Annotated in this window: 25 protein-coding genes; 18 read left to right on the forward strand and 7 right to left on the reverse strand. The window is 62.3% G+C overall.

Annotated elements, in window-relative coordinates; genetic code table 11:
* On the forward strand, window positions 1–619 hold a 619-nt coding region (locus tag VFU66_RS15500; protein WP_326447176.1), incomplete at its 5' end, for a TonB-dependent receptor domain-containing protein.
* A 102-nt stretch (window positions 620–721) separates the two neighbouring features.
* Complete coding sequence (locus VFU66_RS15505) at window positions 722–1297, forward strand: cob(I)yrinic acid a,c-diamide adenosyltransferase (protein ID WP_326447177.1); 576 nt, start codon at window positions 722–724, stop codon at window positions 1295–1297.
* Window positions 1298–1475: 178 nt separating this feature from the next.
* Here VFU66_RS15505 and VFU66_RS15510 read toward each other — a convergent pair whose 3' ends face one another.
* The gene (locus tag VFU66_RS15510) at window positions 1476–2333 is read right to left on the reverse strand and encodes an OmpA family protein (RefSeq protein WP_326447178.1); all 858 of its coding nucleotides are present in this window, start codon (window positions 2331–2333) and stop codon (window positions 1476–1478) included.
* Between the two features lie 282 nt (window positions 2334–2615).
* Window positions 2616–3194, reverse strand: a complete 579-nt coding sequence (locus tag VFU66_RS15515; RefSeq protein ID WP_326447179.1) for a DUF2393 family protein — start codon at window positions 3192–3194, stop codon at window positions 2616–2618.
* A gap of 152 nt (window positions 3195–3346) precedes the next feature.
* Here VFU66_RS15515 and VFU66_RS15520 point away from each other — a divergent pair, with 152 nt between their 5' ends.
* Entirely contained in the window at window positions 3347–3484 is a 138-nt protein-coding gene (locus VFU66_RS15520; RefSeq protein WP_326447180.1) for a hypothetical protein, read from the forward strand.
* 13 nt (window positions 3485–3497) lie between these two features.
* On the opposite strand, the gene VFU66_RS15525 is transcribed toward VFU66_RS15520, so the two are convergent.
* A complete protein-coding gene (locus VFU66_RS15525; RefSeq protein WP_326447181.1) occupies window positions 3498–4256 on the reverse strand; it encodes an ATP-binding protein in 759 nt (252 codons plus the stop codon).
* 231 nt (window positions 4257–4487) lie between these two features.
* Here VFU66_RS15525 and rpmE point away from each other — a divergent pair, with 231 nt between their 5' ends.
* Window positions 4488–4727: a 50S ribosomal protein L31 gene (gene rpmE, locus VFU66_RS15530; RefSeq protein ID WP_326447182.1), complete on the forward strand. Its 240-nt coding sequence runs from the start codon at window positions 4488–4490 to the stop codon at window positions 4725–4727.
* A gap of 80 nt (window positions 4728–4807) precedes the next feature.
* Window positions 4808–6082 carry a tRNA dihydrouridine synthase gene (locus VFU66_RS15535; RefSeq protein ID WP_326447183.1) on the forward strand — a complete coding sequence of 425 codons (1275 nt, stop codon included), beginning with the start codon at window positions 4808–4810 and terminating at the stop codon, window positions 6080–6082.
* An 8-nt stretch (window positions 6083–6090) separates the two neighbouring features.
* Here the strand turns inward: VFU66_RS15535 and VFU66_RS15540 are convergent, their stop codons facing one another.
* The 3 genes from VFU66_RS15540 to VFU66_RS15550 are packed head-to-tail and all read right to left on the reverse strand — an operon-like array spanning window position 6091 to window position 8309.
* Window positions 6091–6402, reverse strand: coding sequence for a hypothetical protein (locus VFU66_RS15540; RefSeq protein WP_326447184.1), 312 nt, complete (start codon window positions 6400–6402; stop codon window positions 6091–6093).
* Window position 6403: 1 nt separating this feature from the next.
* On the reverse strand, window positions 6404–6670 hold the full coding sequence (locus tag VFU66_RS15545; RefSeq protein WP_326447185.1) for a BrnT family toxin: 267 nt from the start codon (window positions 6668–6670) through the stop codon (window positions 6404–6406).
* Window positions 6671–6707: 37 nt separating this feature from the next.
* Window positions 6708–8309, reverse strand: a complete 1602-nt coding sequence (locus VFU66_RS15550) for a hypothetical protein (RefSeq protein ID WP_326447186.1) — start codon at window positions 8307–8309, stop codon at window positions 6708–6710.
* Between the two features lie 179 nt (window positions 8310–8488).
* Here VFU66_RS15550 and VFU66_RS15555 point away from each other — a divergent pair, with 179 nt between their 5' ends.
* The 7 genes from VFU66_RS15555 to bamD all read left to right on the forward strand — a co-directional run bounded on the left by VFU66_RS15555 (window position 8489) and on the right by bamD (window position 17173).
* On the forward strand, window positions 8489–9340 hold the full coding sequence (locus VFU66_RS15555) for a glycoside hydrolase domain-containing protein (RefSeq protein WP_326447187.1): 852 nt from the start codon (window positions 8489–8491) through the stop codon (window positions 9338–9340).
* A 77-nt stretch (window positions 9341–9417) separates the two neighbouring features.
* A complete protein-coding gene (tldD, locus tag VFU66_RS15560; protein WP_326447188.1) occupies window positions 9418–10863 on the forward strand; it encodes a metalloprotease TldD in 1446 nt (481 codons plus the stop codon).
* Between the two features lie 149 nt (window positions 10864–11012).
* Window positions 11013–11321, forward strand: coding sequence for a hypothetical protein (locus tag VFU66_RS15565; RefSeq protein ID WP_326447189.1), 309 nt, complete (start codon window positions 11013–11015; stop codon window positions 11319–11321).
* A gap of 79 nt (window positions 11322–11400) precedes the next feature.
* A complete protein-coding gene (locus tag VFU66_RS15570; RefSeq protein WP_326447212.1) occupies window positions 11401–12717 on the forward strand; it encodes a TldD/PmbA family protein in 1317 nt (438 codons plus the stop codon).
* Between the two features lie 13 nt (window positions 12718–12730).
* Window positions 12731–14080: an excinuclease ABC subunit UvrC gene (locus VFU66_RS15575; protein WP_326447190.1), complete on the forward strand. Its 1350-nt coding sequence runs from the start codon at window positions 12731–12733 to the stop codon at window positions 14078–14080.
* A 419-nt stretch (window positions 14081–14499) separates the two neighbouring features.
* Window positions 14500–15249: a ribulose-phosphate 3-epimerase gene (gene rpe / locus VFU66_RS15580; RefSeq protein WP_326447191.1), complete on the forward strand. Its 750-nt coding sequence runs from the start codon at window positions 14500–14502 to the stop codon at window positions 15247–15249.
* Between the two features lie 148 nt (window positions 15250–15397).
* The gene (gene bamD / locus VFU66_RS15585; RefSeq protein ID WP_326447192.1) at window positions 15398–17173 is read left to right on the forward strand and encodes an outer membrane protein assembly factor BamD; all 1776 of its coding nucleotides are present in this window, start codon (window positions 15398–15400) and stop codon (window positions 17171–17173) included.
* Between the two features lie 330 nt (window positions 17174–17503).
* Here the strand turns inward: bamD and VFU66_RS15590 are convergent, their stop codons facing one another.
* Window positions 17504–17998, reverse strand: coding sequence for a hypothetical protein (locus VFU66_RS15590; RefSeq protein WP_326447193.1), 495 nt, complete (start codon window positions 17996–17998; stop codon window positions 17504–17506).
* Window positions 17999–18071: 73 nt separating this feature from the next.
* Here VFU66_RS15590 and VFU66_RS15595 point away from each other — a divergent pair, with 73 nt between their 5' ends.
* From VFU66_RS15595 to rlmD, 6 genes are all read left to right on the forward strand, one after another.
* Window positions 18072–20897, forward strand: a complete 2826-nt coding sequence (locus tag VFU66_RS15595) for a valine--tRNA ligase (protein WP_326447194.1) — start codon at window positions 18072–18074, stop codon at window positions 20895–20897.
* Window positions 20898–21083: 186 nt separating this feature from the next.
* Window positions 21084–21968: a carboxylating nicotinate-nucleotide diphosphorylase gene (nadC, locus tag VFU66_RS15600; protein ID WP_326447195.1), complete on the forward strand. Its 885-nt coding sequence runs from the start codon at window positions 21084–21086 to the stop codon at window positions 21966–21968.
* An 8-nt stretch (window positions 21969–21976) separates the two neighbouring features.
* Window positions 21977–22789 (forward strand): biotin--[acetyl-CoA-carboxylase] ligase, encoded by an 813-nt coding sequence (locus VFU66_RS15605; protein ID WP_326447196.1) that lies wholly within the window; start codon window positions 21977–21979, stop codon window positions 22787–22789.
* Between the two features lie 15 nt (window positions 22790–22804).
* On the forward strand, window positions 22805–23608 hold the full coding sequence (locus VFU66_RS15610; protein ID WP_326447197.1) for a type III pantothenate kinase: 804 nt from the start codon (window positions 22805–22807) through the stop codon (window positions 23606–23608).
* The gene (locus VFU66_RS15615; RefSeq protein WP_326447198.1) at window positions 23605–24342 is read left to right on the forward strand and encodes a hypothetical protein; all 738 of its coding nucleotides are present in this window, start codon (window positions 23605–23607) and stop codon (window positions 24340–24342) included. The genes VFU66_RS15610 and VFU66_RS15615 overlap by 4 nt, the downstream gene beginning before the upstream one ends.
* Window positions 24339–25643 carry a 23S rRNA (uracil(1939)-C(5))-methyltransferase RlmD gene (rlmD, locus tag VFU66_RS15620; protein WP_326447199.1) on the forward strand — a complete coding sequence of 435 codons (1305 nt, stop codon included), beginning with the start codon at window positions 24339–24341 and terminating at the stop codon, window positions 25641–25643. The genes VFU66_RS15615 and rlmD overlap by 4 nt, the downstream gene beginning before the upstream one ends.
* The last annotated feature ends 5 nt before the right edge of the window (window positions 25644–25648 follow it).

Here is a 25648-nt window from a genome sequence, read left to right on the forward strand (position 1 = left end):
CGCGCTGGTCCAGCTTGGCTTTGCCGCCGCCGGAGATCCCGCCGCGCAGTACGGCGCGACCATCAATTCGATGGCCTTTCGCGCGCAGGGAGCGGAGGCGGAGATTGAGTACAGCATCACGCACCACCTCTTTGCGCGCGGGGGCTACACGTATCTCGACGCCGTGGTGCAACGCTCGTTTTCCAGCTCGTCGGCCCCGGTCAAGAACAGCAGTTCCAACTTCAGCGACATTCTCATCGGCCAGTACTCGCCGCTCAAGGGTGCACGTCCATTCCGCCGCGCACCGCACACCGGCTACTTCGACCTGAACTACATGCGCTCGCGCTGGTACGGATCGCTGACCGGAACGCTGGTCGGACGCCGCGACGACAGCACGTATCTCTCGGACGAAAACTTCGGCCCGAGTCTGCTGCTGCCCAATCGCAACCTGCTGGGCGCGTATCAGCGGCTCGACCTCAGCGGAGGGTACGAGGTCAGCCACGCGCTCACCGCCTATGCCGCAGTGCAAAACCTGCTGAGCGAGCACTACTACGAAGCGTTCGGCTACCCTTCGATGCCACTCACTTTCCGGGCCGGGCTCAAGCTCAGCTTCGGCGGCGAATCGTGGAGTTTGAAGTAGAGGAGTCTAAAGTCAACGAGTCTGAAGTCAACCCTGCGCGGATGCCGGATCGTGCGTATCCGGCATCCGCGCAAACATCGGCGTATAAAGGCAGGGACCACCATGAGCATTGCAACGAGACATGGAGACAGCGGCAAGACTGGCCTGGCGGGAGGCGCGCGCGTCTCGAAGGCCGACCTGCGCGTCGAGGCCTACGGCTCGGTCGATGAGCTGAACACGGCGCTCGGGTTCGCCCGCAGCATCTGCTCCAACAAGGAAGTCCACGACTGGACCGAGCAGATTCAGCGAATGCTCTTCACGGTCGGCGGGGCGCTGGCTTCGCCGCCGGAAAATGAGAACGCGCCCGTCATCACAGAGGAGAACGTCGATCACCTCACCGGGCTCGTCCACAGGATCGAAGCGATTGAAGGTATCCTCTCGGACTGGTCAATCCCGGGCGGGCATCCTGAATCGGCTGCCTACGAGGTGGCTCGCACCACCTGCCGCCGCGCGGAGCGCAATGTGGTGCGGCTGGCCGAAAGCGGAGTTGCAGTGCAGCCCACGATCCTCTCCTACCTGAACCGACTCTCGGATCTGATCTGGCTCTTCGGCAGAGTGATTGAGAAGAACGCGGGCGTAGACGCGCGTCTGCGCACGGACGAGACGCAAGGCCCGCGATGGTCACGAGCCTGGAAGTAAAGCCACTTCTCGTCCGCTCAACCTGAAAACACACAGGCAAAAAAACGGCCCCTCATTGAGGGGCCAATCTGCCTTGGTTCTCTCTGGTTAGGAGAGGTTTTTTGCGGGAACAGTCTGAGCCGTTGTCCCGACAAACTTGCGGGCGGCGGGGAGAACGCCGCCGCCCTTGGGGGGAGGGCTACGGATTCATCTCAGGAGGATTGCTGACCCCGGTCTGAGATGAGCCTGCCGGCGACGACGGCGCAACGTTGGCCGCCGAACTTGGATTCATGGTCGCCAGGCTGTTGTGGAGCAACGATACCCGGACGCCATTGGTGATGGTCTCTTCGCCACTATCGGCTTTGGCCACATTGCGGCCCATGCCAGTCTTGTAGATGCGGTACACCGGAACCTGGTGCTCGGTCACGAGATAGCGTGCCACCGAGCTGGCCATCGCCTGCGAAGCGGCAACGCCTGAGCGGCTGTAGCCCTGAATCTCGATGATGTAGCCCTTCTCGTTGGCCAGTTTGGTAGCCAGGTCGTCGAGGTCAGCCTTGCCCTTCGGGCCGAGCGAGGTGCGCCCGGACGCGAACGGAATGGCGGTTGCCGAGACCTGCTGGTACTGATCCAGGTTGCCCACGGTCGTGCTCAATGCATTGGTGCGGCCGTCGGCGTTGTCGGCCAGCGACTGAGCGGCGTTCGCGCGGTTCTGCGCGTCCTGCGCGTGCTGGTCGGCCGTGTTGGCCGCATCCATCGCTTTATGGATGCCTGCCTGCGCGCGGCTGTCTACGTCGCGGATGTCGTTCGCGTTCTTGGCCTGAAGCTGGTCAAGCTCATTGTCGCGGTCGCGGATCGGGTCGAGCTGTCTCTTCACCCACTTCTTGCGGGCAAAGGGGTTCATGTGACCCCAGAAGCCTTCCTTCGACTGCATCTGCAAGGGCTGACCGGTGGCATAGCTCGAAGCGTCATCGGGATTCATGCTGTTCGCCGTGGCACTGGCGGCTGGCTGCGACGCAGGCGTAGCGGGCGGCGCACTCGTCTGAGCAGCAGCGGTCATGCCCAAAGCGCCTCCAAGCAGCAGTACGGAGAAACCTAAATTAAGTCCGGTTTTCATCATTGTCCAAGCTCCTGAATTCTAGCGGTGCCTCATGCGTTGCAAACGACCGCACGCAGTCTCTAGAGCAGGTAGCGTGCCAAAGTAGAGCTACGCCAACATATGATTGAAAATGAATGATTTACACCAGATGAAACGACTCGCGGCTCTCCGGAAAACCTGCCCGTTCCCCGCAATTTGTTCCGGGTGCCCGGAAAGTATTGCTGACCGGCAAGGGCGCCGAATCTACTTCGTCTCTACCTGAATGACTCGAACCTCAGGCATCTGATAGTTCCAGTTGTCAGGAATCGACTCGAAGATCAGGCGAAAGTCCCGGTCGTCGCCGGGTTTGAGCGGGTTCTGCGCCACGGGCTGGGTATCGATATATGGCTCCCGCGTCCGAATCAGCGCCATCGGCAGCGTCTCGATCCGGGGCGGCAACCCTTCGTCATTGCGGAAGATGACCTGCACCATGATGCCCGTCACCGTCTGGCTGCCCCCGTTATGGATATGACCATCGACGAAGGTCGATTTGCCACCCGAGTAGCTGGTGGACTCGCTCATGGAGAACTGCGACAAGGGAAGGTTAGCTGCATAGGCCGCCAGCGGCTGGAGCGTATTCGGCGGCGGTCCGCTCTTGCGACGTCCCGCAAACACCAGGGCCACCAGCACGGCCAGCACCACCACTCCAGCCACCACCCATGCCATCACAGGAACGCGCGCGTCGCTGGTGGGCTTTGCTTGAAACATAGCGGACTCAGCAGCTCCGCTTTCCGCCTTCGCCTCATCGCCACCTGCGCCGCCAGTCCGCTGCTCTTCGCTCATAGGCCAGAATTTTATACTGGCCGCCGACGACGCCCGGACGAAACCGATTCGAGGCATCCCATCAGCAAACTTCACCTGATTTTCATGCCGGGGCAGAACTTTCTGGAGCTAAATGACGTTAAAGATCATCAGAAGGAGTAAGGAAGGTCATGATGAGCCGACAAAATTTCAATGCACCTGACCAGACCGGGCAAGCAGTGCTGACCGCGGCCACCTCGGCTCCTTCGGACCGGCTGTACCAGTTCGCGGCCCTGACCGTCGTGCTCTTCATGCTGGCGACAATGATCTGAGGGAACACACGGCTCAGCCGAAGCTCGCCCGTTTGACCTTCTGGCGGAAGTCTTCTCCCTGCATCTCGACCACAACGCACATCTCCTGCAACCTGGATCTCATGCGTTCGCCAATCCTGTCGCCGAGCGTCTCTTCGCGCACCGCACCTCGCGGCCCCTGCTCCATACCCAGTGGCGCAAGATTGGCGTAGTTCGTGGTGATAATCGTCGTGCGACGGTCGTTGTAGCGCGTGTTTAGGATGTGGGCTACGGTGTCCCAAACCCAGTCGGTGGGTTTGGACGCGCCAAGCTCATCTAAAACCAGCACTTCTGCGTCGAAGACGGGGGCCAGAATCTCCAGCTCCGTTGCCGCAACCTGCCGGTTGTAGCTGTTCTGCACCTGCTTGAGCAGGTCACGGTAATCATAAAAGAGGCCTGTGGCCCCGCGCTCGGCGACCAGCGCCTGCAGGATGCCGACAGCCAAATGAGTTTTGCCAACACCGATCGAGCCGGTCAGCAACAGCCCTGTTCCGGCCGTTTCCAGTGGATAGCCCTCGACAAACTTCCGCGCCCGCAGCAGGGCAGCGCCCAACGACCGGTGCGAAGAGGGAAAGTTCGTCTCGTAGTTATCGAGCGTGCAGTGCTCATAGCGCCGTGGAATCGCCGCGCGGCCCAACCTGCGGGCAGCCCTGCGCTCAATCCGACAGGAGCATTCCTGGGCAAACTGCGTTCCGTCGTCGCGCCGCACAATCCGCAGCCCCGATCCTTCGCACTTTGAGCAAACCTCGATCATTGCCTTCCAGTATCGCAGCACCTGAATCGAATCGGCCCTGTGCGAATCTGTGAGAGATGTAGGATAAGCAGGCCAAATCGGCTAAACTAAAGAGACTGCCCGTACTCCGGAAGCGCGACAGGCACTTCGATGTGACGGTGAGCACACCCGTTCGCAAGCGATCCGCGCGCCGGACGGCAAAAGTTCCGCAAGAGGGCCGACAGGCTCCGTGCGATCAAAAGGATAGATACCATGCCCAAAGAAGGAATCCACCCGAAGTACGAAACCATCACCGTCAAGTGCGCCTGCGGGACCCACTTCGAGACGCGCTCGACCCACAAGGGCGACATTGTGCTCGAAATCTGCTCGGCCTGCCACCCGTTCTTCACCGGCAAGCAGAAGCTGGTCGATACCGCCGGCCGCGTCGAACGCTTCCGCCGCAAGTTCGCCAGGAGCGACGCAGGCAAAGCCGAAGCCGCCGCCGCGAAGTAAGCGGAGCCCATAAACCCGGAGGCCTCCGCCAGCGCGGGGGCCTCTGCATTTCTGATCCCTATTCCCTGACCTCTGTCCCTATGAAGAAGCGATACACACTCGAGCAGAAGCGGTGGGACGACCCCATTGAGCACGCGATGCCCGAGCAGAGCCGCGTCCCGGCCGGCTTCTCCATCGGCAAAGTGAACATCGCTCCTGCAACAGTACTGGCCCCGATGGCCGGCGTGACTGACACCGTCTTCCGCCGCTTCATCAAGAATGCCAGCCAGTTCAGCTCCGCCGTGACCGATGCTGACGTGGCGCAGGAGACCACCAACCAGCAGTCGGGCTGCGGGCTCATCATGACGGAGTTCACCTCCGCCGACGGGCTCTCGCGGATGCGCGAGACCAAGCGCAAGCGTTATCTGACGTACTACGACGACGAGCACCCCATCGCCGCGCAGCTCTTCGGCTCGAACCCCGAGACGCTGGCCGAGTCGGCGCGCATCGTCGAGGACGCAGGCTTCGACATCGTGGACCTGAATCTGGGCTGCCCGGCCAAGCGCGTCGTCGCCTGCAACGGCGGTTCGGGCCTCTTGCGCGATCTGCCGCAGATCGAGCGCATCTTCAAGGCCATCCGCGCCTCAGTGACCATTCCTTTCACCGTGAAGATTCGCATGGGATGGAACGACCAGAACATCGTCTGCGTCGAGTTGGCGAAGCTGGCCGAAGACTCCGGCCTGAACGCCGTAGCCCTGCACGCCCGCACGCGCGAGGACGGCTACACAGGCCAGGCACGCTGGGAGTACATCGCACAGATTAAAGACGCGGTCAACATTCCGGTCATTGGCAACGGCGACATCCGCACGCCGGAAGACGCCGCCGCGATGGTCGAAAAGACCCGCTGTGACGCTGTGATGATTGGCCGCACCGCTCCGGCTAACCCGTGGATCTTCCGCCAGATTGCCCAGTACACCGCCACCAAAGACGCCACGGGCATGGGAAGTTACGATGTTCCCACAAACGAAGACCGCTACCACATGATCCGCACCTACTTCCAGATGCTGGTCGATGAGATTGCCCTCGAAGAGGCCGCCGAAGCCACGCGCGCCGCGGCCATCACCGCCGCCGGACAGACGGCGCGCGAGCAGCGCCACCGCGACTGTGTCGGCAAGATGAAGCAGTTTGCAAGCTGGTTTACGCACGGCGTCCCTGGCGGTGCGGCGCTGCGCAGGCAGATCTTTGAATCGAAGAACGGCAATGCGGTGCTCAGCGCGATCGAGGGGTTCTTCGAGTCGCGCCACGAAGCCGCGTCCGAAGACGCCATCGAGGAGAGTGCGACCTCGCTTGAAGCCCTCGGCACCAGTTGCGGCTGATTGGCCTCTTATCTGTGGGCCTTGGCCTCTTCGCGCCCGAGCGCCTCGTGGATCAGCATCTTCAGATAAGTCTGGTAGCGTAATCCCTTCTTCTCCGCCTGCGTCTTTGCAAGCGACAAGTCCGTCGGATCGAGCCGAATGGTCGTGCTCCTGGCCGCCTGTCGTTCAGCCGCCAGCCTTTTTACCGTGCCGTGTCCTAAACGGCCTTCGGCTTTGGCGCGTTTGAACTCCTGCAAAATAAAATCCGGATTGTCTGCCCACCAATCCGCTTCTTCTCGTTCGGTCTTGAACTTCGGCATTACGATCTCTTTTTTCGTCATGTTAGCCTCTCTCCGCCGCATAAAAGCTCCGCAAACCGGGTGGCGCAGGAAACGCACTGACAACACGGACCAAATCACCACGCCAAGTGACAATCACAACCAGCACTCTCATGGCATTCGTCACGCCAATCTGCATGAACCGCTCCTCGCCATCCTGATGTTGCCGCCAGCCATCGACTGGATCGTTCAAAATAACCTGTTCAGCTTCCTCACGCGCAACCCCGTGACGCGCTATGTGGTCCAAATTCGCTTCGTCCCAATCAAACATTCAACCCCTTAAGTGTACATACAGTGCAGCTACACATCTACCCACCGCTTCGCTTGCGCCAAACCGCCTTCACCTTCTCGCGCCATCGCTCGTCGAGCGCAACCAGCATCCACTCGACACGGGGCGAGAGATGGCGCAGCACCACATCCGTCGCCGGATGCACGCGCAGCGCAGGGGCAACAAGATACAGCCGCGGTGCTTCCTCCGACAGATAGCGCCCACCGAAGTAGCCGTGCCGCTGAAACTCACCCAAACCAGTCATGCGGTCTGGATTTTGCAGGTGATGCCAGCGGACGCGAATCCAGTAGTCCAACCCTTGTAGCGCAAGGTGCAGGTCTTCGTCGGCCTTCAATTCGATCACAGCCAGACGCCCGTCGTTCGTCACACCGAGAAGGTCCAGCATCCCACGATCCGCCGCGGCAAACGCGGGCACCTGCGTGTAGACGTGCGCCGGATCAAGCCGTGCGTCGAGTGGTTCGACATTGCGGCGAAGCACGCTTTCAAGCCATCGCTCCGGCTGCATGCGATAGAGAGGATCGCGCATGTCGCCGCCCGCTGCACGCCGCGTAAATAGTCGTGCCACCAGTTCGCTCAACTGGTCTTCGCTGGCTTCGCCCAGCAAGGTCTCATTCGCGCCGGCGCCGAAGGTAATCTCCTGCGCGCTGTTGAAGGAGTTGCCGGAATAACCCATTTTGACGCGCGCAAACTCTAGTCCATGCAGCAGGAAAGCCATCTCCGTTGCGCTTCGCACGCGCTGTTCGACGACTTCCCGCATCGGCTCGGGAACAAGAGTCATTACACGCGCCGCCGCTTCGGCGAATCTCTCCCGCACCATTTGCTCATTCGGCGCACGCACCAGCCGCGTCAGAAGATTGCCATGGTCGGCGGCGTCGCGTTCGACCAGTTCTTCGGTGCGCTCGTCCAGTTCGTACAACTCCCACTGCGCGACGGCGGTGTTGAGCCACGCCAGCCGCGAGAGCGTCAGCGCCGACATGCCGTGCGGGACGATCACCTTCAATCCCTGATACACCCTGCGTCCGCTGCCAGACTCGCGGCAATGATGGAGCCACAGAATCCCAAGCGTCAGAATGCCGTCCACCGTAACCTGCGTCTCTTCGTCGTTGACTGCGATGACGGCCCACGCCTTCTGTCCCTGCACCAGCGAGCCGCGCGCATAGGCCGGACCGAAGCTGTGCTCAAGATCCATTGCCGTGCGAAATGCCTCAGGCTTGAATTCGGGAAAGTTCCGTGCCAGCACGCGGTCCAGCACGCGCAGATATTTCGCGCGCGTGGCCTGGCGCGTTGACGGCGTGCGACGATCCCGGTCCGCCACCAGTTCCAGTGTCTGCGGTTTCGTCTGTCCGAAGCGCAACGTGCTCAGCAGCAGCATGTCCTTGCGCACTCTGGTGGCGCTGACGCGACGAACCAGATTGTGCTCTTCGCTCCACATCTGTAACGTGCAGCGGCCATGTTCGGTTGCAAGGCTGTACTTCGCCTCTCGCATGTCGAAGATGGCCTTGCCTCCCTCGAGCACGATGGCGCAAGGATGCTCGGCAAGGAATGCCTCGATGGCGGCAGCAATCTGCTCGACCGTCTGCTCGTCTGCAACGGAAGTCCTGCGCGCGGGCGCTGTCTCCATTCGGCGCTACCGGCCCTTCCGCCCGCCGAGTCGCGTGATGCGCGCAGTGTGATGTAGCCTTGAAAACCAGCCAATCGGGTATCGCGGGTCCATCTCCAGCGTGCTCATCCTGCTCTCCTTGAGGCACACCATGCTCTCAAGAGCACGTTAGCACAATAGTTGTGTACCTTAAGAGAAGCATGACCTCCCCTCGTCGCCTGCTCGCCACCTGCCTCACCTTGCTCGCGCTCACGCCATTTCTACAGGCCCAGCAGACTTCATCGGCACACAAAAACTACATCGGCTTCGATCTGAACCTCTATCCCGGCGATGCCGCCCTGCCCGCGCTGCGCAAGGACTTTTCCTTTGCCGGATACTGGCTCAACGCGCCTCCGGGCGAAGACGCAAATACATGGCAGGGCAAGCGCGACACATTGCTGCGTGCGGGCTTCGGCTTCCTCGTTTTGTTCAATGGCCGCCTTGATACGCAGATCGTGAAGGCGCAGCGCGCGCATACAACTCCTGAATCGCTGGGCAGGCAAGACGCCGCAGCCGCCATCGCCGCAGCCGGGCGCGAACACTTCCCCGCCCGCACCATCATCTTTCTCGATCAGGAACAAGGCGGGCGCCTCCTTGACGAGCAGGCGGCGTATCTCTTTGCGTGGACCGAAGCGGTCGCGCACTCCGGCTATCTGCCTGGTGTCTACGCCAGCGGCCAGCCCGTGAGCGAAGGCCACGGCCACACCATTACAACTGCTCAGGACATCCGCGAACACGTCTCGCACGATCATCTTCATCCCATCGCGCTATTCGTCTACCAGGACGCCTGCCCGCCCTCGAACGGCTGCACGCTGCACCCTCCGCCGCTTGAGCACAGCGGAACGCCGGATGCAGTCGTGTGGCAGTATGCACAGTCGCCGCGCCGCAAATCGTCCACGCGCGCCTGTGCGGAGACATACGCCAGCGACGGCAACTGCTACGCGCCGGGGGCGCCGAAGCTGCTACTCGACATGAGCGTCGCCGCTTCTCCAGATCCTTCGCACGGGCGATAGCCAGCCGCATGGGCGATAGCCAGCGCCATTCGGGGCATTTGCCGCACCCGTGTGCCGCGCCTATCATCTAACTCAAGATGACAACATCCGCCCCGGACCACAAACGCTACTTCATCGACAAGCTCGGCGTCTCCGAACGCCTGATGGAACGCTGCCTCGGCGAGGCTCTTTCAGCGGGTGGAGACTATGCAGACCTCTACTTTGAGTCCGTCACCTCGACCTCGCTCGGCATCGACGAGTCGCTGGTCAAGACGGCCAGCCAGGGTATCAGCGTAGGCTGCGGCGTGCGCGTCGTCTCCGGCGAGCGCACTGGTTACGCCTACACCGACGATCTTTCAAGCGACCGCCTGCTCCGCGCCGCGCGCACTGCCGCGCTCATCGCCAGCGGCCCGGCCAAGGAACTGATGAGCGGCTTCCGCCAGCCCGATGGCGCGCCGTCGCTCTACCCCATCACTGGCGCGACCAGCGATGCCGAGATCGCCGCCAAGCTCGCGCTGATCGAGCGCGCCGACAAAGCTGCACGCGCCTACGACCAGCGCATCGTGCAGGTCCGCGCCGGATTCAACGACGAGCTGCGCCGCATCCTCGTCGCTGCGTCTGACGGCACCTTCGCCTCGGACACGCAACCGCTCGCGCGCTTGAACATCTTCGTCATCGCCAAGGACGCCACCAACACCGCACGCGGAACGAGCGGCGGCGGCGGGCGCGTGACGATGGACTTCTTCGAAGGCACCAAGTCACCAGAGCACTTCGCCACGGAGGCCGCGCGTACCGCGATCCTGCAACTCAGCGCCGTCGAGGCGCCCGCAGGCGAGATGCAGGTTGTACTCGGCCCCGGCTGGCCGGGCGTGCTGCTGCACGAAGCCGTCGGCCACGGTCTCGAAGCCGACTTCAACCGCAAGAAGACCTCCGCCTTCGCCGGACTCATCGGCCAGCAGGTCGCCAGCCCAAAGGTCACGGTCGTCGATAACGGCCTGATGCCCGGCCGCCGCGGCTCGCTCAACGTGGACGACGAAGGCACGCCCACGCAGGAGAATGTGCTGATTGAAAACGGCATCCTCAAAGGCTTCCTCTCCGACAAGCTCAACGCGCGACTGATGGGGATGCCCAACACCGGCAGCGGACGCCGCGAGAGCTACCACCATATCCCCATGCCGCGCATGACGAACACCTACATGCTCAACGGCGAAGACATGCCCGAGGACATCATCAAGTCCGTCAAGCGCGGCCTCTATGCCGTGAACTTCGGCGGCGGCCAGGTGGACATCACCAACGGCAAGTTCGTCTTCTCGGCAAGCGAGGCTTACCTGATCGAAGACGGCAAGGTAACGCAGCCGGTCAAAGGCGCGACGCTAATCGGCAACGGCCCGGAGGCGCTCAAGCATGTCTCGATGGTCGGCAACGACCTCGCACTCGATGAAGGCATCGGCACCTGCGGCAAAGCGGGCCAGAGCGTCCCGGTCGGCGTCGGCATGCCGACGGTAAAACTCGACCGCATGACCGTGGGGGGAACAGGGCAATAGATATGGCGTTCGAGCGCGACGAGGTCTATGAGTTCGAAGCGATCGAATCACAATTTCTGCAATAACGTGGCGGATTTCCTCCGCGTGCATGATACCGGAGAGTACGATTCAACCCAACAAGTCAACCGCACCATGGAATGAGGCACGGAATGGCAGTCGAACGGGAAAGTTTTTACCAGTGTGAAGTGAAACGTCGTCGAGTTAGAGCGAGCGGTGGTTACGAACCGTTCTGGAAGGTCAAGACGATCGCCGAAGCGCTCGAGGACAACGACACGGAGTTCCGCTGCATGAATTGCGGCGGTGCGGTCAAGGTATTCAAGCGCAGCCCGGAAGGCGGACAGGAAACTCACATCGGGCACAAGTTCAAGAGCGACTCCGAGTACTGCTCCGCCGGTATGTATTTTCTCAAGGCGACCGACGGCCGAGTGGCGCGTCAGTCCTCATCCCCTGTCCATTGAGGTTTGGAACTTGTCCCAGATAGCACCCGCAATCACCTCCGATCTGAAACAGCTCGCCACGGACGTCGTAGTCAAAGCCATGAAGGCCGGGGCTACAGACGCCGAGGCTGTCATCTTTGAGGGCGATGAGTTTTCTGCGCTCGTCCGTCTCGGGCAGGTGGAGCAGCTTAAGGAGTCCGGCTCGCGCGCCATCGGACTGCGCGTCTTTATCGGGCAGCGCGTGGCGAGTACTTCGTCTTCCGACTTTTCTGCTGAGAGCATCGAGCGGCTGGTCGAAGGGGCCATCACGCTGGCAAAGATTACCAGCGAAGACCCGTTCGCCGGGCTGCCTGAGCCGAATGAGTACGGCAAACTGGAAGGCGAGCTGAACCTCTACTTCGATGACGTGAACCAGATGCCGCCTGCCGAGCGCATTGAGATTGCTCGACGCACCGAGGCAGCGGCGATGGCCTGCGATACGCGCATCCAGAACTCCGGCGGAGGAGACTTCGACACAGCGACAACGCATAAGGTCATGGTGAACTCGCGCGGCTTTGCGGGCGAGTACAGCCGCAGCTACTGCGGATTTTCCACCCAGCCCATCGCGCAGGATGAAAGGGGCGCGATGCAGCGGAACTACTGGTTCTCCGCCGCGCGCACGACGAAGAAGCTCGACTCGCCCGAGGCCGTCGGGCAGGAGGCTGCGCGGCGCACGCTCCAGCGGCTGGGCGCGCGGCAGGTGAAGACGCAGAAGGCTCCGGTTGTCTTCTCGGCCGAAATTGCGAAGTCGATCATCGGCAATATCTTCGAGGCGGCCAACGGCGACGCGATCTACCGCAACGCTTCGTTCTTCGCGGGCAAGCTCGGCGAGCAGGTCGCGGGCGAGGACATCACCGTCATCGACGACGGCACGCTCGTCTTCGATGGCATCGGCGGATTCGGCACACGGCCCTTCGACGGCGAGGGCCTGCCTACGCGCCGCACGGTGCTGGTCGAGCGCGGTGTGCTGAAGAGCTACGTCACCAACACCTACACCGCGCGCAAGCTCGGCATAGCGTCCACCGGCAACGCCTCGCGTGGCCTCGCGGGGAATCCGGGCATCGGCGCGGGCAACTTCTTTCTGGAGCCGGGCTCGCTCACGCCGGACGAGATCATCGGCGACGTGAAGAACGGTCTCTACGTCACCGAGGTGATGGGCTTCGGCGTGAACCTCGTCACGGGCGACTACTCGCAGGGCGCGAGCGGCCTGTGGATTGAGAACGGCGAGCTTGCCTATCCGGTCGAAGAGATCACCATCGCGGGCAACCTGAAGGACATGTACAAGAACATCGTCGCCATCGGCGATGATCTTGTGTTTCGCGGGGCCAGCGCCGCACCGACGATCCGCATCGAAGGCATGACCATCGCGGGAGCCTGATGACGAGGCTACAATGCTGACTGTGACGGCCAGCTTTCACTTCGATCATCTTGTAGACTTCGCTCCGGCCCGTGCTGACGAGATTCTGCGCACCGTTCCCGCGCTGCCCGGTGTTTTTGCTTTGTGCGGAGCGAAGACGGACGACCAGCCTTACCTGACGCGAACGGCTGATCTTCGTCGCAGGATGCGGCGGCTGCTCGATCCGCCGGAGTCGCAGTCGAAGCGGCTGAACCTGAGGGAGAAAGTCGCTCGCGTCGAGTACTCGGTCACGGGCTCGGAGTTCGAGTCGCAGCTTGTGCTCTACCACGCCGCTGCCGCGCTCTTCGGATACGCCGAGGCGCGCCGCAGGTTGAAGCTGCACACGCCTTACTTTCTGCGCATCACCATGACGAACGCGCATCCGCGCGTCTATGCAACCAATCGGCTTTCGAAGCGGGGGCTGGGCGAGATGTACGGGCCGTTCCCTTCGCGGGTGGCGGCGGAACGCTACTCGGATGCGGTGCTCGACCTCTTCAAGCTGCGACGGTGCTACGAAGATCTCGAACCTTATCCGGAGCATCCGGGCTGCGTCTACGGCGAGATGAAGAAGTGTCTGGAGCCGTGCAAGATGGCCTGCACGGCCGAGCAGTACACGGCCGAGGCGGAGGCGGTGAAACGGTTCTTCGACACGCGCGGCGAGAGCATGATCGCTCAGCTCGCTCAGGAACGCGACGAGGCGGCGGCGGCGATGGAGTTCGAGCGGGCGGCGGCAATCCATGCGCAGTGGCAGAAGGTGAAGGCGGCGGCGGCACAGGCTGACTGGCTCGTGCGGCCTGTTCCATGCCTTCGTGCGGTCGTGGTGCAGGCGGCGGCGGCGGGCGCTGAGCAGCGGGAAGAGGCTGCGCTCTTTCTGCTCGAAGGAGGCTGCCTCTCGGGGCCGGAGCGGCTCTCGACGCTTGGCGTGCGGGCGGTGCGGGAGCAGACCTCGGTCGGCAGCTCGCTGTTTGCGCAGCCGCTGATGCTTCAGGCTGTGCCGCTCGAAGGCGAGGCAACGGCGACGGACTCGCCAGAGGAGCGGGCGGCTCGTGTGCTGGCGGCTTTGCAGCAGGACGTGTCTTCCACCGCTGACCTCGCTCTGGTGAGCGATCATCTCTCGATGCTTCGGCGGTGGTATTACCGTCCGGAGAAGCAGCGCGCCGGGGAGATTTACTTCCAGAACGCGGACGGCTCGTGGCCCGTGCGGAAGATTCTGCGCGGGGCGGCGCGGGTGGCGATCGGCGAGCCGAAGGCGATGGCGGAGACCGACCGCGGGGCGGCGAAGGCTGCGAAGGAACGCATACTCGGCGAGGGGCGCGTTGCGGCGGCGGATGAGGCGGCCGGGTAGTACCCCCCATTAAGTACTCAAAGTCCTTCGAACAAAGGACTTAGGTTCGGACTACCCAGCAATGTCTGGGTGGACGGTACGAGGCTGAAGCCCTCCAAATTGCCAGCTCGTTCGCAGTGCTCAGGAAGCCCTGATGTACGTAATCGGAGGGCCGCGGAAGGACTCAGCGCAGAAAAGAAATACAGGGATTCCTCGCTGCGCTCAGAATGACGGGTCAACAATCGGAGACTTAATCAGAGGCCCCTCATTCCATGATACGTGGCGGCGTAAACTCGACCGCCAAATCTACACCGCTCGATTCGCCCTGTTTTGTGCGAGTTGGGAGGGATTTTCCCAGTGGGGGGCTTGACACGATCTGGGTTGGGGCGAGTTCCGTCTGTCCGGCTTTGCGCTGATAGACTTCTGGCAGGAGTGAATCCTTGATCGAACTGGCGTTTTCCATTCTTGCTGCGGACTTCGCGCACCTGGCCGACGAGATTGCCGCGGCGGAGCGCGGCGGCGGCACGATTGTCCATGTGGATGTCATGGACGGACATTTTGTTCCGAACATCACCTTCGGGCCGCCTGTCGTTAAGGCCATCCGGCCCATTACGAAGCTGCCGCTGGACTGCCACCTGATGATCGAGAACCCGGATGCGTTCATCCCCGAGTTTGCCGAGGCGGGGGCGGACATGATCAGCGTCCACCAGGAGGTGTGCCGGCACCTGTACCGCACGTTGCAGTTGATCGAGCAATATAAGGTGCAGCCTGCGGTGGTCATCAACCCGGCCACGCCGGTCGAGACGTTGGTCGAAGTGCTGCCGATGGTTCACCATGTGCTGGTGATGAGCGTGAATCCGGGCTTCGGGGGCCAGCAGTTTCTGCCGCTTGCGCTGGACAAGATCGCCCTGCTCGCCGAGCTGCGGGAGACGATGGGCCTGAACTTCCGCATTGAAGTGGATGGCGGTGTCGCTCACGACACGGTCGCCAGCGTCGTCGAAGCAGGAGCGGACATGCTTGTTGCCGGTTCGGCCGTGTTCAGTCCGGGCAAGACGACGAAGAATGCTCGGGAGCTGCTGAAGGTGGCGCGCGCGGCTGCACCAACCGCTGCAAGAGAACGCGCTGTAGTGACGAATCGTACGTCAGGGGCCAAAGCCCCCAAACAGATGAAGGCCCTACGACACGGCTGAAGCCGTGCCCTTAAGTACGACGGGCATTTTCAGCAGCTTTTCTGCTGGCCACAATCGCCGCCCGAGGTAAGACAAGCGTGGCGGGAAAGACTAAAATAAACGGATGCCTGAGCGCCTGCGTGCGCGAGGCCGATGGGGTTTACAGCCGATGACTCACCGTTCCATCCATTCTTTCTTCCCAACCGTTCGCTCGGGCGTTCTGGCCGGTCTTGTGACTGCCGCCATGCTGACGACAACGCTTGCCGCAGGCGCGCAGGTGACTGGCTCCACGACGACCACTACCGACGCCAACGGTCAGAAGCAGGAAAATGTCACGCTTTCGACCGAGCTTCACAAGAAGAAGAGCAGGAAGGATGAAGACAAGAAGGAAAAGGTCGTCCAATCGAAGGACACCAAGCGCGAGCTGCGCAAGGAAAAGAAGCTGACACCCGAGGCCGCCGAGGCCGCGAAGCTGCCCGATAAGGAGCTTTACGACAAGGCACTCTACGCCACGAAGAAGGGCCGCTTCGACGTGGCACGGCTGGACCTGCAAACGCTGCTGAACACCTATCCGGATTCGCAATATCTGATGCGCGCCAAGCTGGCCGTCGCTGACAGTTGGTACAAGGAAGGCGGCACCGCCGCGCTGACCCAGGCCGAGGCCGAGTACAAGGACTTCATCACGTTTTTCCCGAATGCGCCCGAGGCCGCCGAGGCCCAGATGCGCGTGGGCGACATCTACTTCCGCCAGATGGACAAGCCCGACCGCGACTATTCCAAGGCCACCCATGCCGAGGAAGAGTATCGGCTGATGTTGCAGCAATTCCCCGACTCGCCGCTGGTGCCGCAGGCCAAGCAGCGGCTGAGAGAGGTGCAGGAAGTGCTGGGCTCGCGCGAGTCTGAGATTGCGTCCTTCTACGCCTCGCGGAACAACTGGCCGGCGACGATTGCGCGCTACCAGACCGTCGTCGATACGTATCCCGAATACAGCCACATGGACGAGGTGCTGATTGGGCTGGGCGATGCCTACGAGGCGGAGGCCAACTATGTGCGTTCGGTCCGGCTGCCCGAGGGCCCAAAGGCGCGGCTGGAACAGATCTACGATAACCAGGCAGCCGACGCCTACCGCAAGGTCGTGCTTGAGCACTCCGCAGCGCCGCGCGTGGAAGATGCGCGCGACCGGCTCGCCGCGATGAACCTGCCCATCCCCACGCCGACGCCCGAACAGGTGGCAGCGAGTGTGGCACTGGAAAACAGCCGCCGCCAGTATCGGCTACAGGACCGCGCCAAACTGCTCTTCCTCCACCAGCCGGACGTGGTGATGGCCGCGCGTGAAGGCGAGCCGTCGCTGACGGATCCCAAACCCACGCTTGCGCCGGATGTCACACGATCGATCATCAACAACTTCAAAGAGGCGATGAACCCGTCGCAACCCAAGGCCGCTGCGCCGACGCCAGCCGCCGCTCCAGCGCAAGCACCGGCTCAGACGGCCGCTGCGCCCGCGCAGACACCGGCAGCAACTCCGGCAGCTCCGCTTGCCTTCCAGAACATCCCTACAGAGAGCAGCGTGGACAGCAATTCGTCGGCAGTCGCGACGGAGCCCGGCAGCACGACCGCGCCGGTGACGGCTGCCCCTGCGACGAGCGGAGCAGGCGCGCCTGGCGCTTCGATGGGGGTTGAAATCCTCTCGCCGTCTTCGACCGCTGCACCCGTAGACACGGGCGGCATCAAACCTGTGGGCCCGCCGAACGCCGCACCGCTGCCTCCGGTAGAACAGCCGGCGGCTGCACCCGATACCATCAACGACGTGGCCGGAAAGCCACAACCCGCTGCCCAGCAACCCGCTGCCAATGGCAAGAAGACGAAGCCGGACTTCGACAAGTCCAACGAGTCTTCAAGCAAACACCCCAAGAAGAAGGGGATTAAGAAGATCAATCCGTTCTAGGTGGTGTCTCGAAAGTTTTTTGTATGAATTGAAATCGCAAAACCACAGGTCCTTCGACTCCGTTTGGCGTAAAAAGCCGCCAAACTCCGCTCAGGATGACAACTTGAATGATGTTGCGAACTTCAGAGACAGGGCACTGGGCCGATTCCTTGGCGAGTCAGTTTTGTGCAGCCATAGGCGAAATGCGGGGCTCTTCGCTCTGCTCAGAATGACAAGCGAAGCATGATGCGGCAGGAAGAGCTACAGCAGCAGATAAGCGGCTCTCCTATAGTTTCAAGACGATGGCCCATTCGCTGAATGGGCCATCGTCCTTTGCGCTGTTCGCACGCTTCAATAACGCCGAGGCCCCGGATAGGCGGGATAGCTGTATCGGGCGCGCCGTACCAGATAGACGATGAGCCAGATGATTCCGACCAGGATGAGCAGAGGGGCGAACGGCAACAAGAGCCACGCTCGACCTGGAATCACCGTGCGCGAGCCGTGAATCGCTGCATCCTCGGCGAGGTTGGGGCTTCCGGCGATGACCGACACATCGCCGCCCACCTCGGACTCAGGGCCAAGGTTGAGGTCGCCGCCGATGACGGCAACATCGCCACCGATTCGGTGGCCGGAGTCTACGGTGACGCTGCCCAACACCGCGACCACGTCGCCCCGCGTGTCGCCGTGGATATGTATGGAGCAGAAGACGCAGACGACATCGCCGCCGGTCTCGCCTGCCGCGATGGTGATGTCGCCGCCAAGGCTGACGCGGTCATCGACCGAGCGGGCCATCGCGGGCCTTACGGCATAGAGCAGTACAACGGCTGCAAACAACCATCGAACCATGGAAGCAGACCTCATTCGGCGGGCAGGCCGCGGCCCCGGGCATTGCCCTCTGGATGCTACCCTTAAATCACACATGAGTCACGAACTGCCGAAAGCATACGACCCGTCTGTCATTGAAGAACGCTGGGCCCGGTACTGGGTCGAGGAACGTCTGTTTGACGTAGCAACCCCGGCTGAAGATACGCAGGATACAACAAAGAAGTTCACTATCCTGCTGCCGCCGCCGAACGTCACCGGCCGGCTGCACATGGGCCACATGCTCAACCAGACGGAGATGGACATCCTGACGCGCTGGCGGCGGATGCTGGGCGAGACGGCGCTGTGGGTGCCGGGCACCGATCACGCGGGCATCGCCACGCAGATGATGGTCGAGCGGCAGCTTGCGAGCGAGGGCAGCTCGCGCCAGCAACTTGGTCGCGAGGCATTCATCGAACGCGTGTGGGACTGGCGCGCGCACTACGGCGGGGCCATTCTGGACCAGATGAAGCGGCTGGGCGCTTCGGTGGACTGGTCGCGCGAGTACTTCACCATGGATGAGCGGCTGAGCCTCGCCGTCCGCGAGGCCTTTGTGCGACTGTGGGAGCAGGGGCTGATCTATCGCGGGGCATACATCGTGAATTGGGATCCCGTGCTGAAGACTGCCGTCAGCGATCTGGAGGTGACGCACGAGGAGAGGCAGGGCAAGCTCTATCACATTCGCTATCCGCTGGCCGATGGGACGGGTTCGATCACGATCGCAACGACGCGGCCCGAAACGCTGCTCGGCGATACGGCGGTTGCGGTGAATCCGAATGACGAACGGTATCGGGCGCTGATTGGCAAGAAGGTGCGCGTGCCGATGACTGGCGTGAACGGCGGGGCTGACCGCGAGGTGCCTATTGTTGCCGACGACTGGGCGAATCCCGAGTTCGGCACCGGCGCGGTGAAGGTGACACCTGCGCACGATCCCAATGACTTTGCCATCGGGCAGCGGCACAAGCTGCCGTCGCTGACGATTCTTGATGAGACGGCGCATGTGCTGCTGCCTGGGTCGCCGTACCACGGGCTCGACCGCTATGCAGCGCGCGAAAAGCTGCTGGCCGATCTTGAAGCGGCGGGGATGCTGGTCGCGGTGAAGGACCATGCGCTGGCCATTGCGCTCTCGCAGAGAAGCGGAGCAGTGATTGAGCCGCGGCTCTCGGATCAGTGGTTCATCGCAGTGAATAAGCAGCCGGCGAGCGGTGGAAACTCCATCGCGCAGAATGCGATCGACGCCGTTGACGCAGCGAACGGCGCAAAGCCCGCCATCCAGTTCACGCCGGAGATGTACAAGAAGATTTATCTGGAGTGGATGACGAACATCCACGATTGGTGCATCTCGCGGCAGCTCTGGTGGGGGCATCGCATCCCCGCGTGGCATTGCGGCGAGTGCAAGGAGATTACCGTCGCGCGTGAGACGCCGACGAAGTGCGGCAAGTGCGGCTCCGCCAACATCACGCAGGAGACGGATGTGCTCGACACGTGGTTCTCCTCCGGCCTGCTGCCGTTTACCGTCTTCGGCTGGCCGCAGAACATGGCTGACATTCGGGCGTTCTATCCGACGCAGCTTCTTGTCACCGGCTTCGACATTCTCTTCTTCTGGGTGGCGCGGATGATTATGCTTGGGTGCCACTTCATGCTCGACGTGCCGCTGCCTGACGGCTCGAAGCGCGAGTTGAAAGACGCTGTGCCCTTCCGCGAGGTTTATATTCATGCGCTGGTGCGCGATGCTGAGCGGCAGAAGATGTCCAAGACGAAGGGCAACGTGATTGACCCTATCGAGATTGTCGAGAAGTATGGGACCGATGCGGTGCGGTTTACGCTGGCCAGCATGGCCTCGCCGGGAACCGACATCGCCTTCAGCGAAGGCCGCACCGAAGGCTATCGCGCGTTTGCCAACAAGATATGGAATGCGGCGCGGTTTCTCTTTATGCAGATGGACGCGGCGCAGAAGGCGGGGTACACGGTCAGTGTGGGTGCCCCGCCTTCGCCGTCGGCCTCATCGTCGGCCCAGGTGGGTGCCCTGCCCGAGACAACTCCGCTTGAAACGCGCTGGATGTTCTCGCGGCTGAGCGCGGTTTCAGCTGAGGTGGAACGCGCGCTCGCCGCGTATCGCTTCGATGAAGCCGCCAGCGCCGTCTATCAGTTTTTCTGGGGCGAGTTCTGTGACTGGTATCTGGAACTGGTCAAACTGCGGCTCGACTTCGGCGAGAACCACACGAAGAACGACATCACCGCAATCACACTCGCCTCGCTGGTGGCCGTCTTCGAGAGCGCGTTGCGGCTGCTCTCGCCCTTCATGCCCTTCCTGACTGAAGAGATATGGCACGCGCTTTACAACAACGCTGCTCCCGCGAAGTCGATCGCGCTGACGCGCTATCCGCTGGCCGCTGACTTCCCCGCCGATGCCGCCGCCGATGCGGCGATGAAGACCTTGCAGGACCTGATCGTCACGGTGCGTGCGCTACGCAAGGAGCTTGGCGTTCCGGAGAAGGAAGCGGCACCCATTCAGCTTCACGCGAGCAATCGTGTGCTCGCTTTGGCCGATGCGAACTGCGACATGCTTAGTCGCCTTGCGCGTGTGCAGTCGGTCGAGTTCGCCAACGAGTCTCTGACCGGCACCAACGCCCGCTCGACTTCGGAGTTCGACGTGACCATCGTCTACGAGCGCCAGATCGATGTGGCCGCCGAGCGTGAGCGCCTGACGAAGGAGCTCGCGAAGTTTGAAAAGGGTCTTGCCGCGGCGCAGAAGCAGCTTGGCAACGAAGCCTTCATGGCCAAGGCCCCGGCGCATATTGTCGATGGGTTGCGCAAGCAGGCTGCCGAGACGCAGATGCTCTACGACAAGGCAAAGACCGCGCTGGAGGCGCTGCCGAAGTAGAGCGGTTTGAGGCGAAGAGTTGTGCAAGCATGAGCGGAATGCCGGGATTCTTCGCTGCGCTCAGAATGACAGGCGAACGGCCGCACTCTTTCAGCATGATCGATGCGGGGTTTGCGGACTTGACTATAAAGAGACACTGCCTGCACTTGATTTCTGCGAGAATGCAGCAGGGCTTAGGATGACGCAATGGACTGGAACAGCAAGAAGATTCGCTCGATCCTCGAAGCCGCGCTGGCTGAGGACAGGGTTGCAAACGACGTCACCACCACGCTTACGATTGACCCGGGCCTGCGCGCTTCGGGCACCATCATCGCCAAAGAGCCGTGTGTGATCTCCGGCCTCGGCTGCATCCCTGTCATCCTCGACATCTTCAGCAAGATGAACCCTGCGACGGTGGGCCGCTTTCAGGTGGTGAGCCATCCGGAGATCTTCGACGGCGTCAAGGTGAAGAAGGGGCAGTCGCTGGCCGTCATCCGGCACAACGCGCACGCACTGCTCTCGACCGAGCGCGTCATCCTGAACCTGATGCAGCGCATGTGCGGCATCGCTACGCTGACCAACGAGTACGTCAGAGCCATCTCGGGCACCAAGGCCAAGGTGCTGGATACGCGCAAGACGATTCCTGGCCTGCGCGTGCTCGACAAGTATGCCGTCTCCTGCGGCGGCGGCGTGAACCACAGGCTCGACCTACAGGACGGCATCCTGATTAAGAACAACCACATCTCGCTCGGCGGCGGACTTCCGGCGGTGCTGGAAAAGGCGCTCAAGTGGCACAAGGCGGGACAGATTGTGCAGGTAGAGGTGCGATCGCAGACGGAGTTGGACCAGGCTATCGCGGGTGGAGCAGAGTCGATCCTGCTCGACAACATGACGCCGTCGCAGGTGAAGAAGGCCGTTAAGCAGATACGCTCCGCTCCGCAGAAGATTTTGATCGAGGCCTCGGGCGGCATGAATCTCAAAGGGATTCGCAAGTACGCCGAGGCGGGCGTGGACTTCATCTCCGTCGGCGCGCTGACCCACTCCGCTGTTGCTGTCGATCTGAGTATGCGCATTACGGCGGACTTGTATTAGGAACGCGCGTGTTCGATTTAGAAAAAGTAGAAGCCGGAATTGCCGGGACAGCGTTTGCCGGGCGTGTGATGCACTTCGCTTCGGTCGGCTCGACAAATGCGCTGGCGCTTGAAGCCGCGCAGACCGGCGCGCGCGGCGGCGTCTATGTAACGGATGAGCAAACGGCGGGCCGCGGTCGCGGCGGACATCGCTGGCACTCGTCTGACGGAGACGGCCTCTACGTCAGCGCGCTGGTCGCTCCGCCGATTCCGATGGCGATGGCGATGTGGGTCCCGCTGGCTACGGGACTTGCGGCGCAGGCGGCTATCCGCGATGTGGCCGGCTTATCGGTCGATATTCGCTGGCCGAACGATCTGCTGCTCAGCGGCAGGAAATGCGGCGGCATCCTGGTCGAAAGTGCTTCCACGGCAAAGACCGCGACGGGGGCGGCGATGCTGCGCTATGCGGTGATCGGTGTCGGCATCAACCTGAACCATCTCGCGTTTCCGCCGGAGATTGAGCCGCTGGCGACTTCGCTACGCAGGGAGAGCGGCCGGGCGGTATCGAGAGATGACCTGCTGATTGCGCTGCTTTGCGCGCTGGATGAAGAGATTCGCTTGCTCGTGCGGCAGTATCGGGGTGGCCATAACGGGCGCGGCCTCCTGGAACGATTTGCCTCTGCCTCGACCTGGGTCATGGGCAAGCGTGTCCATGTGGACGAGGACGGCGGATATACTGGCGTAACGAATGGATTGAATTCAAGCGGCTTTTTGCAGGTCGCAGGCGACGACGGCGTGCAGCATACAGTGCTCTCGGGCGGCGTGCGGGAGCAGCAGAGCTAACGGGCAGGAGAACCGATGCTACTGGCGATTGACGTAGGTAACACCAATACCGTGCTGGGGTTGTATAAGTTGGCGAACGGGACGGGGGCGGAACTGGTGGCGAACTGGCGTATCACGACGCCTTCGCGCCAGACGACGGACGAGTTCGGCGTGCTGCTGAGGAGCCTGTTCGGTTCGCAGGGGCTGGAGATCGGCCAGGTGGACGGAATCGCCGTCGCCTCGGTGGTTCCGCCGCTCGACTCGACGCTGCGCAAAGTGTGCGAGGTCTACTTCAAGGTGAAGCCGCTGTTCGTTGAGCCGGGTGTGAAGACCGGCCTGCCCGTGCTGACCGACAACCCCACCGAGGTCGGGGCAGACCGCATCGTCGATTGCATTGCGGCGTTTGAACGCTTCGGCGGACCATGCATTGTGGTGGACATGGGCACGGCGACGACGTTCGACGCGATCTCGAAGAAGGGCGAGTTTCTGGGCGGGGCGATTGCTCCGGGGCTGGGCATCTCGGCGGACGCGCTGTTTGCGCGGGCGGCGCGGCTGCCGCGCATCGACGTGAAGAAGCCGGCGAAGGTCATTGGCACCGGAACGGTGGACAACATTCAGATCGGCCTCTACTACGGCTACATCGGGCTGGTGGACGGCATCCTCGAACGCATGATCGCGGAGATGGGGCCGGAGACCAAGACGGTCGCTACGGGCGGGTTGGCCAAGCTGATCGCCTCGGGCTCGAAGTACATCGGAGCCGTGGACGAGATGCTGACGCTGAACGGGCTGCGCATCATCTACGAGCGCAATCTGGAGCGGCAGAAGAAGCGGAACGGTTGAGCCGGGTTCGGGCGCGATTTGGGCAGATGCAAAATTACTTCAATTATTTCACTGAGATCGAAGAGCGGTTTCAGCAGAGGCGCGGTTCGCTCTTGATGCTCTCGACGCTGGACTGGGCGCTGATTGAGACCTGGCGAGAGGCCGGGGTGCCGCTTGAAGCAGTGCTGCGCGGCATCGACAGCGCGTTCGACAAGCATGATGCGAAGGCGTTGCGGCATCCCGGCAGGACGAAGAAGGTCAACGGGCTGGCGTGGTGCTCGCAGAGCGTGATGGAGGCGGTGGAGCAGGCGATGGAGGCGTCCATCGGCGCGGAGAAGCCGGGAGGTGATCCGGCAGCGAGCGGGTTTGAAGCGGAGCGCATCACGCGCTATCTGAGCAAGAATGCAGAACTGCTGGAGGCTGCGAATCTGGCCGCTCCTGCCGATGCGGTCGCGCGCGAGGTTGCGGGACGTCTGCGGGCGTTGGCTGCGGAGGCTGGGCCGGAGCGTTCACTGGAGGAGTTGGACCGGACGTTGAGTGCGCTCGAAGAAAGACTCTTTGCCGCGCTGATGACAGCGACACCGGAAGAGCGTCTGGTGCAATTGCGTGAGCAGGCTGCGCGTGAGCTGGCGCCGTATCGCGGCAAGATGCAGGCCGTGCAGATCAAGCAGGTACAGCAGCAGTTTCTACAAAAGCGGTTGCTGGAAGAGCAGGGCCTGCCGCGGCTGAGCCTGTTCTACATGGGACACGAATGAAGCTGCGCATTGAGAAGGCGGTCTATGGCGGGTCCGGCCTTGCGCGCCAGACGGAGGGCAGAGGCGCGGGTAAGACTGTGTTTGTGCCGTTCGCGCTACCGGGCGAGCTGGTAGAGGCGCGGCTAACGGAGAAGAAAAATGGCTTCGACGAAGCTGCGCTGCTCAGCGTGATCGAGCCTTCCGCCAACCGCGTGAAGCCGGGTTGCGGACACTTCGGGCAGTGCGGCGGCTGCCAGTACCAGCACGCGGAGTATGCGGCGCAGGTTGCGATGAAGACGGAGATCCTGCACGACACGCTGGAGCGGGCTGGACTCGCGGAGTTGCCTGCGATTCAGACTCACACGGGCGAGCCGTGGGGCTATCGCAACCGGATTCGTCTGCGGGTGGAGGCGAGCGTTGAGACGTTGCAGGTGGGGTATAGCAGGCGCGCCTCGAACGAGTTTCTTCCGGTGCATGAGTGTCCGATTGCCACGCCGCTGCTGTGGCGTGCGGCGCAGGCATTTGTCGAGATTGGGCGCGAAGGTTCGGTCGCCGGACGATGGGCGCGCGAGGCGGCGGAGGTCGAGTTCTTCTCAACCGGCGATGAAGCGAAGCTACAGATGACGGTGTTTGTCTGCAAAGAGCGCGTCGGCGGGTTTGGTGAGTTGTGCGAACGGATGCGCGTCGTCGTGCCGGAGCTGGTTGGGGCCGGTGCCGCACTCATCACAGGCGATACTGCGCGCCGCGCCCAGAAGGTGCGCCCGTTGCAAGGCTGGGGTGCGGATGGGCTCGCCTACCGCGTCGGAGATGAAGAGTATTGGGTGAACCGCGGCGATTTCTTTCAGATCAACCGGCTGCTTGTCGATGAGCTGGTTGAGGCGGTCACGGCCGGGCGCAAGGGTTCGGTTGCGTGGGACCTGTACGCTGGCGTGGGATTGTTTTCGCGGGTGCTGGCCGGAGAATTCAAGCAGGTCACGGCGGTCGAAGCGGCTGGCGATGCTCTGGCGAAATCATTCAAAGGACCTAGAAAACGCGGAGTCGCGGCCACGACGGTGGAGTTTTTGCGCCAGGCGGTGCTCGAACGCGAGAGACCGGAGCTGGTCATCATGGACCCTCCGCGCGCGGGTGTTGGTGCGGAGGCGTGTGCTCTGCTGGCGCGGGTCACGGCAAAGGAGATGGTGTATGTCTCGTGCGACCCAGTGACACTGGCTCGGGACCTGAAGTTGCTCGTGAGCGACGGCTACCGGCTGGCGGAGGTCCATCTCTTCGATCTGTTTCCCCAGACCTACCATCTGGAGACGGTTGTGGTGCTGCGCAGATAAACTGC

The sequence above is a fragment of the Edaphobacter sp. genome, assembly GCF_035763405.1.
GTDB lineage: Bacteria > Acidobacteriota > Terriglobia > Terriglobales > Acidobacteriaceae > Edaphobacter.